Raw genomic sequence first — 6,622 nt, 5'->3', positions numbered from 1 at the left:
CTACCTGCTTGAATTGGCTAAGTTTCATCTGATTGTCTTCATTCCAATTTCCCCCGTGCGTTTCAAAATCAAAAATAGTCGCTAGGCTGAAATCATACTCGTCTTTCATTTCATTTGCGACATCAAGAACCCAGGATTCAAATCCCAAGCTCCCAGTAAAGACCAGCCATTTAAGCCCCTCTTCTGCTAAGTTTTCTAAATCTCTTCTAATCGCTTTCTTTATAATTTTTAACCTGATATCTTTTTCGTTAAAGACACCCAAGTCAAAATTAGAATATCCCATAATTAAAGCTGTAGTCATTTTTACACCTTTCTTTCTATTTTTATGGTATAATAGAGTGATGTTATTGTACCAATAAGGAGAATTATGGTCAACTATCCTCATAAAATTTCATCACAAAAAAGACAAACATCTCTTTCTCAACCCAAAAATTTCGCAAATCGAGGAATGTCTTTTGAAAAGATGATCAATGCTACCAACGACTACTATTTGTCTCAGGGCTTAGCTGTTATACATAAGAAACCAACCCCTATTCAAATCGTACGAGTGGACTATCCACAACGGAGTCGTGCCAAGATTGTTGAAGCCTATTTTCGACAAGCTTCAACGACAGACTATTCTGGCGTTTATAAAGGATATTACATCGACTTTGAAGCCAAGGAAACAAAACAAAAACGTGCGATTCCGATGAAAAATTTCCATCCACATCAGATTCAGCATATGGAACAAGTCCTTGCCCAACAAGGAATCTGCTTTGTCCTTCTTCACTTTTCTTCCCAGCAAGAAACCTACTTATTGCCGGCATTCGATTTGATTCGCTTCTATCATCAAGATAAGGGACAAAAATCAATGCCACTTGGATACATACGAGAATACGGTTACCAGATAAAACTAGGGGTATTCCCACAAATTCCCTATCTCGATGTTATCAAAGAACATTTACTAGGTGGTAAACAAGATGAATAAATACATTCTTATGCGAATATTAAAGTATATTGGAATCTTTTTCCTAACTCTCTTTATCGCATTATTTCTATTGGGCGGGGGTGTTTTCCTCTATTTTGTGAGTAAAGCTCCAGCCCTATCAGATAGTAAATTAGTTGCAACAACTTCTAGCAAGATTTATGACAATAATAACGAACTCATTGCCGATCTGGGCTCTGAACGCCGAGTAAACGCTCAGGCCAGCGAAATTCCTACTGATTTAGTCAAAGCCATCGTGTCTATCGAGGACCATCGCTTCTTTGACCACAGAGGGATCGATACGATTCGGATTATGGGGGCATTCTTACGTAACTTACAAAGTAATTCTTTACAGGGGGGATCAACCCTAACCCAGCAGTTGATTAAGTTGACCTATTTCTCAACATCAACTTCGGATCAAAACATCTCCCGAAAAGCACAAGAGGCTTGGCTAGCTATCCAATTGGAACAAAAAGCTACCAAACAAGAAATCCTTACCTACTACATCAATAAGGTCTATATGTCAAATGGTAACTATGGTATGCAGACAGCAGCCCAAAATTACTACGGAAAAGACTTAAAAGACCTCTCTCTACCTCAATTAGCTTTGCTAGCAGGTATGCCACAGGCACCCAACCAATACGATCCTTACTCTCATCCAGATGCAGCGTTGGACCGTCGTAATTTGGTTCTTTCAGAAATGAGAGGACAAGATTACATTAGTGCTGAACAATATGAAAAAGCTATCAACACACCTATCACTGATGGTTTACAAAGTCTTAAGTCAGCTGCTACTTATCCAGCGTATATGGATAACTATCTAAAAGAGGTTATTGAACAAGTAGAGCACGAAACGGGATATAATCTTCTTACTACTGGAATGGAAGTCTACACCAATGTAGACAAGGACATTCAACAAAGACTTTGGGATATTTACAATACAGATGAATATGTCTCTTATCCAGATGATGACCTTCAAGTAGCCTCAACTATCGTAGATACTTCCAATGGTAAAGTCATCGCCCAACTTGGAGCTCGTCACCAAGCAAGCAATGTTTCATTCGGTACTAACCAAGCTGTGGAAACCAACCGTGACTGGGGATCAACCATGAAGCCAATCACTGATTATGCCCCAGCCTTAGAATACGGTGTATATGATTCAACTGCAGCTACTGTCCACGATATTCCTTATAACTATCCTGGAACAAGTACCCCTCTCTACAACTGGGATAGAGCATATTTTGGTAACATTACTCTGCAATATGCCCTTCAACAATCTCGTAACGTACCTGCTGTTGAAACACTAAACAAGGTTGGTTTAGATAGAGCTAAAAACTTCCTAAATGGTTTAGGCATCGACTATCCTGTAATGCACTATTCAAATGCTATTTCAAGTAATACAACTGAATCTGGTAAACAGTACGGTGCAAGCAGTGAGAAAATGGCTGCGGCTTACGCTGCATTCGCTAATGGCGGTATCTACCACAAACCAATGTACATCAATAAAATCGTCTTTAGTGATGGTAGTGAAAAAGAATTTTCTGACGCTGGTACAAGAGCTATGAAAGAGTCTACTGCCTACATGATGACAGAAATGATGAAAACAGTCTTGACATCTGGAATAGGTTACAACGCCTATCTGCCTGGAATTCCTCAAGCAGGTAAAACAGGTACTTCTAACTACACAGATGATGAAATTGAAAAACACATCAAGAACACTGGCTATGTAGCTCCAGATGAAATGTTTGTTGGTTATACTCGTAAGTATTCTATGGCCGTTTGGACAGGTTATACCAACCGTCTCACTCCTATTGTAGGTGATGGCCTCACAGTTGCTGCTAGAGTCTATCGTAGCATGATGAGCTACCTTGCTCAAAATAACCATCCTGGAGATTGGACAATGCCTGAGGGACTATATAGAAACGGGCAGTTCGTATTCCTAAACGGAGCAAGAAATACATGGAGTACTCCTGATACACAACAAACACAATCAGAAGTAGAGAATCCCTCTACCACAAATGAAAATACAAGTACACAAGTAACACCTACTCCTGGTCAACAATCAAATAATCCTGCTCCAACGAATCCAAATCAGGGACAGTCTGGCCAACAAATCCAACAACAACCACAGGCCCCTCAATTTCAACAACCACAACAGTAAACACAAAAAATCCTGAGAGTTAGAAATTCTCAGGATTTTTTTTACTACAAGATAGCTAATACTCAATAAAAATCAAAGAGCGAACTAGGAAAGTTAGCCACAAGCAACTCTAAGCACGGATTTGAAGTCATCAGATAGAACTGACGTGGTTTGAAGAGATTTTCGAAGAATATAAAAGGAGTCGGCTACAAACCAACTCCTTTACCTTTATTTTACATGTTTTGCAAGGTCTTCTTGCGCTTTTTTATTGGATTCTTCTTTTTCTTTCATCCATTTATCTTGGGCTTTTTGGTATTCATCTACAGTGACTGCCTTATCTTGAAGTTCCAAGTATTTGTATAGGAGTGGATCACTTGTCCCCTTGTTACCAGAGAAGGCAAACGGCATCGTAAATGGTACCATCTTAGACAAAATTGGGCGACCAGTAAGTGTTGTTGTTGGGATAATCAAGGCACTATCTGTCAACCAAGCTTGGGCTGTAGCATATTTATCATATCGTTTTACTACATCTGTTGTCTCATTTCCAGCTTCAGTTACTAATTTCTCATAGTCGTTTAGACCTACAGTTTTAGCTGCAGCATTATCTGTACCAGAATCGAAGCCAAGGTAGGTTTTAGTGTTTTCACCAACTGATGGTTTGATAATATCGAGATAAGTTGATGGATCCGCAAAGTCTGGAGACCAACCAACATTATCTGAAATATCCCAATCTTCCCCAGCTGCTGTTTCAGCAAAGTAGGTAATATTCAAGACTTCATCTTTTTGTAGTTGTTGAATATCAATTACGACATTATCTGTACCCAAGGTTTCTTCAACCGATTGTTTGAAAGATTGAACACGTTGAACTTTTGTAGTTGCTGTCTGGTCAACTGGCATATCCAAATGAATTGGGAAGGTCACGCCTTCTGCCTGTAAAGCTGACTTAGCCTTGGCAAATTCGGCCTTGGCTTTTTCTGGATTGTAGAGACCATCTTGTGCATCAGCCAGATTAACATCCTTCCATTCTTCCCCATAGGTTACTAATTTTTCTTTGACCATATCGCCAAAGTTTTTCCCATCTGCTTGAACAAATGTTGGTGGCACAAAGAGATTACGCAAGATTTTGCTTGCACCACTGGCACCGTTCACTTGTGAAGCATATGCTGTACGATCAAAACCAAAGGCAATAGCCTGACGGAAATCCTTGTTTAAGAGAGCCTTTTTAGTAGATGTCTTTTGTTCGTCGCTAGTCTTAGAAGTATATTTATAGGACTGACGATCAATATTTGTTCCTACTAGATACGTAGTCGAGTCTTGTTGAGTATAGACAATATTGTCTTTCATACTCTTCTCAAGCTCTGCGAAACTTGCACTTGTTGGATAGAGACGAGCTGCTGTAAAGCTTCCATCCTTAAAGTTTTCTGCTGGTTTGCTGGTATCTTGACCATCCCAGAATGACAATTTAATCTTGTCAACATGAACATTGTCCTTATCCCAGTAGTTAGGATTTTTCGCAAATTCAACGGAAGATTTAGCCACAAGAGATTTTAACAAATAAGGACCATTATACAAGATACTGCTTGGATCCGTAGCTTTGGCAAAATCATCCCCTTTTGAGTTCAAAAACTCTTCATTGACTGGCGCAAGTACACCCATAGTTGTTTTAGAATTCCAAAAAGTTTCAGGTTTGTTCAAGGTGTATTGGACTGTTTGATCGTCAAGGGCTTTAATCCCGACTTGAGCAAAGTCTGTGGTCTCACCTTTTGCATAGGCATCTAGACCTTTGATTGAATCTTGTACCAAGTAAAGGGCTTGTGATTTCTTATCTGTTGCATATTTAAGACCTGTCACAAAGTCCTGTGCCTTAACAGGAGCATACTCTTCACCTTCTGCAGTATACCACTTGGCATCCTGACGAATCTTATAAGTATAAGTCAAGCCATCCTTAGAAACTGACCAGTCTTCTGCCATAGAGGGAATAAGATTCCCATAGCGGTCATTTTCAAGTAATCCATCAATGACATTACTAGTAATGTTTGAAGTAGCTGCCTTACTGGTTGTTAAATAGTTAAGATTATCTGGATCTGTCTCGTAGGTAAATGCAAAGGTCTGCTCACCTTTAGTAGCTGAACCACCAGAACAAGCCGCTAAGACACCAGCTGCTAATAAAGTGACTCCCGCAAGAGCCAATACTTTTCTTGTTTTCATAGTCTTCTCCTTTGTTTTTCTATCCATTATAGACCCTTTTTAAAGTCCTGTCAATATAATTTTCTGAATTTTAGAAAATTATTTTTTAAACAAAAACTTTGCAAAAATATGAATATTATCAAAAATCCCTCAACTACATCACATAGTCAAGGAATTTTTAATACTTTTATAAATGAGAACTGGTGATCAATTTTACTTATTTAATCTAACTCATTTCTTACACACTGTAAAGCTGCTCCAATTACTTGGTGCATATCGTAATAACGATAGTGTCCTAAACGACCACCAAAGATAACATTCCCTTGCTCATCGGCCAATTTTTTATACGATTTATACAAATGATTATTACGATCATTATTAACTGGATAATAAGGCTCATCACCTTTTTCCCATGTTTTGGAATGTTCTTTAGTAATGATAGTCTTTGCTTGACTCCCAAACTCAAAATGTTTGTGTTCAATAATGCGAGTATATGGGGTATCAGCATCCGTATAGTTCACAACTGCATTTCCTTGGTAATTTTCCATATCCAGGGTCTCATTTTCAAAACGAAGACTACGATACTCTAGTTCACCCAACTTATAATCGAAGAATTCATCAATCATACCGGTAAAGACAATCTTAGGGAAGTCCTTCATATATTGCTCTTTATTCGCAAAGAAATCAACATTTGTTTCTACATCAATGTTTTCATGATCCAACATTTTTTCAACTATCTGAGTATAACCACCAATTGGAATTCCTTGATAGGTATCGTTAAAATAGTTGTTATCATAGGTCAGGCGTACTGGCAAACGGCGAATGATAAAGGCTGGAAGTTCCGTAGTTGGCTTGCCCCACTGTTTCTCTGTATAGTCCTTGATTAATTTTTCGTAGATGTCTGTACCTACAAGAGATATCGCCTGTTCTTCCAAATTTTCAGGAGTTTTACCATTTAAAACCGCACGTTGCTCATCAATCTTAGCTTGTGCTTCTGCTGGCGTTACAACTCCCCAAAGTTTATTGAAAGTATTCATATTGAAAGGAAGGTTATAAATCTCTCCCTTATAATTTGCAACTGGGGAGTTTGTGTAACGGTTAAACTCTGCAAACTGATTTACATAATCCCAGATTTCCTTATCCGAAGTATGGAATATATGAGCACCATATTGATGAACTTGAATTCCTTCCTCTTCACGAGTATAGATATTACCCGCGATATGATTTCGTTTTTCAATGACTTTTACTTTTTTTCCTTTTAAGGCTGATTCATGGGCAAAAACTGCACCAAAAAGACCAGCACCAACAACAAGATAATCGTACATATACTC

Annotated in this window: 5 protein-coding genes; 2 read left to right on the top strand and 3 right to left on the bottom strand. The window is 38.6% G+C overall.

Annotated features, from left to right (window positions below; genetic code table 11):
* Positions 1 to 301 (bottom strand): SLOG family protein (locus tag QZ359_RS02910; protein ID WP_293958090.1); only part of this gene is annotated, 301 nt, incomplete at its 3' end.
* A gap of 66 nt (positions 302 to 367) precedes the next feature.
* Between QZ359_RS02910 and recU the strand changes: the two genes are divergently transcribed.
* Both recU and pbp1a read left to right on the top strand, forming a co-directional pair.
* Complete coding sequence (recU, locus tag QZ359_RS02905; RefSeq protein WP_101785379.1) at positions 368 to 967, top strand: Holliday junction resolvase RecU; 600 nt, start codon at positions 368 to 370, stop codon at positions 965 to 967.
* The gene (gene pbp1a, locus QZ359_RS02900) at positions 960 to 3,125 is read left to right on the top strand and encodes a penicillin-binding protein PBP1A (protein ID WP_293958087.1); all 2,166 of its coding nucleotides are present in this window, start codon (positions 960 to 962) and stop codon (positions 3,123 to 3,125) included. Before recU ends, pbp1a begins: the two co-directional genes overlap by 8 nt.
* A gap of 207 nt (positions 3,126 to 3,332) precedes the next feature.
* Here pbp1a and QZ359_RS02895 read toward each other — a convergent pair whose 3' ends face one another.
* Positions 3,333 to 5,312 carry a peptide ABC transporter substrate-binding protein gene (locus tag QZ359_RS02895; RefSeq protein ID WP_101785382.1) on the bottom strand — a complete coding sequence of 660 codons (1,980 nt, stop codon included), beginning with the start codon at positions 5,310 to 5,312 and terminating at the stop codon, positions 3,333 to 3,335.
* 200 nt (positions 5,313 to 5,512) lie between these two features.
* Positions 5,513 to 6,616: a UDP-galactopyranose mutase gene (gene glf, locus QZ359_RS02890; protein WP_101785384.1), complete on the bottom strand. Its 1,104-nt coding sequence runs from the start codon at positions 6,614 to 6,616 to the stop codon at positions 5,513 to 5,515.
* Positions 6,617 to 6,622 lie beyond the last annotated feature (6 nt).

Origin of the sequence: Streptococcus sp. (genome assembly GCF_019414905.1) — a bacterium.
GTDB lineage: Bacteria > Bacillota > Bacilli > Lactobacillales > Streptococcaceae > Streptococcus.
Note: the sequence above shows the minus strand (reverse complement) of the source record. Positions and strands in the feature narration are given on the sequence as shown.

What these genes read in the sequence shown, in the direction of transcription:
- recU (WP_101785379.1), top strand. Translation starts at nt 368, where the DNA reads ATGGTCAACTATCCTCATAAAATTTCATCACAAAAAAGACAAACATCT.
- pbp1a (WP_293958087.1), top strand. Translation starts at nt 960, where the DNA reads ATGAATAAATACATTCTTATGCGAATATTAAAGTATATTGGAATCTTT.
- QZ359_RS02895 (WP_101785382.1), bottom strand. Translation starts at nt 5,312, where the DNA reads ATGAAAACAAGAAAAGTATTGGCTCTTGCGGGAGTCACTTTATTAGCA.
- glf (WP_101785384.1), bottom strand. Translation starts at nt 6,616, where the DNA reads ATGTACGATTATCTTGTTGTTGGTGCTGGTCTTTTTGGTGCAGTTTTT.